The following is a 2,289-nucleotide window of genomic DNA, read 5'->3' on the forward strand; positions in this document are numbered from 1 at the left end:
AATACTAATTAAATCACTTTTAATTTATTTATTTTAATATATAATATATACTAGTCCCAGTTTGAAAAGGTATAAAAAATGAAAAAAGTAATTATATTATTCTTAATTTCCAGTATGTTAGTTATGTCTTATGATACAAATACAAATAATATGTCTGATAATAATACTGACAATAATACTTATGATACAGAATCTGAATATATTCCTGAAGAAGTTATTTTAGATAATATAGAATTAAATAATAATCCAGATTTAGATATAAGAATATCTTTTTATGCTAGGGAAGATGGCAAAGAAAAATTTGACCCTGTAAATAAAAAGTTTAAAATAGGTAAAAGCTTATATTATATGATTCGTATAAGAGCTATAATATCAGAAGACTATGATAATAGATATATAAATGCTACGGTAAAGATACCAAATATTGACAGATACAGTATAAGCTTTGAAGAAGGTCGATTATTAAAACAATCTGGTAATAGTTATGAAATACCAATAAGAACTTCTTATAGTCACAATATTTATGAAAATCAATTTATATTTAAGATAAACGCTAAAGAAGAAGGCTATATACCAATAAACATAGAATTTCAAGAGCCTTATTCAGAAAATAATATAAAGAATACCGTAGAGTTTAGAAAAAAGATATTGTGGTTATTTTAGGTTTTATATAAGAATTTATTAATTGTTTATTTCAAATTATAAACTTTTTATTTAATCTACAATATAATTTTGCAACTTATTTTATCTTAATTTAGTAAAATTTCCTCTAGTAGCATTTTGAAAATTACCGCCATGCACCGCCTTATGAGCCTTTCTTGACATAAAAATAATATTATCCGACCTGCTTGCATAATTAGGATTACTTGCAACATTTTTTATATGATGTCCTTCTAATCCCTTTCCAGTTTCCAAAAACATTTTATATGACTTTTCGCTAACGGATTTATGAATAACACCATTTTTAATAGCATCGCTATAGCTAAAATTATTTCTCATAATTAAATTTTTTGCTTCATTAACGCCTTTAGTTCTTGCAATGCTTATTTTTTCTCTCCAATCATAAATTAATCTATTATTATCATCTATTTGCCCAACTATTTTGCCTTTTTTCTTTATATTTCTTATTCCGCTTTCTGTATATTTTTCAATTTTTAATCCATTTAAATTCAATACTTTTCCATCTGGAGATAATATAACTCCTTTATTTATAGATTCCTGTATAGAAGGTATTAATTTACCATTTTCATCTATAGCCCCTTTGAGAATTCCATCTTTAATTATTCGTCCAGCATCATCTATTTGTCCTATATATTCACTATTATTAATACGATAAACCGCTTTATTTTTTATGATAAATCTTGATTTACTTTTTGTTGTATATATTAAATTGTTATTAGGAATATAAGATTTATAATTTTTAATTAATTTACCACTATCATCCAATTTTCCAATTATTCTATGACTGCTATCTTCAATAAAATTATCTCTTAATATAGTTCCTTTGATTTTTCCAGAATCGTCTAATAAATTTCCAATTTCGTCTGGTATCCCTATTAACTTTCCAGAACTATCAAATATTGGATTTTTAGGCAATATTTTAAATCCTTTATATAAACCTAAAGCAGCCCCAGTTATAGCTCCCCACATAAATCCATCAGCCGCTCCTTCAATTGCATATTTTACTGCATTTTTATTTATACTCTCTCCATTTTTTATAGTTTCTATTATAGTATTTAATGTTCCGCCTATTGCCGCTCCAATCAACGCTTCTTTAATGGCTTCTTTTGACGAGGTTGCAAATACAAATGCTAATTGAGGTTGACCTAAAGAAGCGCTTGCAAACGAAATAACGCCTGTGCAAATTATTACGGCAGTTCCAACTGAAAATTTACCAATAACTCCCGCCCAATCAATATCATACATTAAAGTATCGGAAGAAAAACAATTATCAAAATTATCTTCAAAATCTTGAATAGATGTAAGTTTAAAATCAATATCTTTTACTATTGCACTTTTATTTATAGTCTTTTCAAAAATTTGAATTTCATTTATTATTAACTCATTTACTTCCAATTCTTCTATTTCTAGTTCACTTATTTCTAATTCATCGATTTCCAACTCATTTATTATGTATCCATATAATAAATTGTTATAAGCATAGTAATTTTGCGTATTTGTAACTGAAAAAATAATTGATACTAAAGCCACTATAAAAATAATTTTCTTTATAATTGCCATTTATTTTCGTCCTTAAAATATTAAAAAAATTATATCATTAAAGTATAT

At 25.3% G+C, this 2,289-nt stretch carries 2 protein-coding genes; one reads left to right on the plus strand and one right to left on the minus strand.

Annotation, left to right across the window (positions count from 1 at the left end; genetic code table 11):
- Positions 1–78 precede the first annotated feature (78 nt).
- A complete protein-coding gene (locus tag ACR0QS_RS12855; RefSeq protein ID WP_432633849.1) occupies positions 79–663 on the plus strand; it encodes a hypothetical protein in 585 nt (194 codons plus the stop codon).
- 81 nt (positions 664–744) lie between these two features.
- Here the strand turns inward: ACR0QS_RS12855 and ACR0QS_RS12860 are convergent, their stop codons facing one another.
- Positions 745–2,241, minus strand: coding sequence for a hypothetical protein (locus ACR0QS_RS12860; RefSeq protein WP_432633850.1), 1,497 nt, complete (start codon positions 2,239–2,241; stop codon positions 745–747).
- Between the last annotated feature and the right edge of the window lie 48 nt (positions 2,242–2,289).

Source organism: Brachyspira sp. (assembly GCF_050873525.1).
Taxonomy (GTDB): Bacteria; Spirochaetota; Brachyspiria; order Brachyspirales; family Brachyspiraceae; genus Brachyspira.

Excerpts from the sequence above, each read along its gene's own strand:
- ACR0QS_RS12855 (WP_432633849.1), top strand. The coding sequence starts at position 79 with ATGAAAAAAGTAATTATATTATTCTTAATTTCCAGTATGTTAGTTATG.
- ACR0QS_RS12860 (WP_432633850.1), bottom strand. The coding sequence starts at position 2,241 with ATGGCAATTATAAAGAAAATTATTTTTATAGTGGCTTTAGTATCAATT.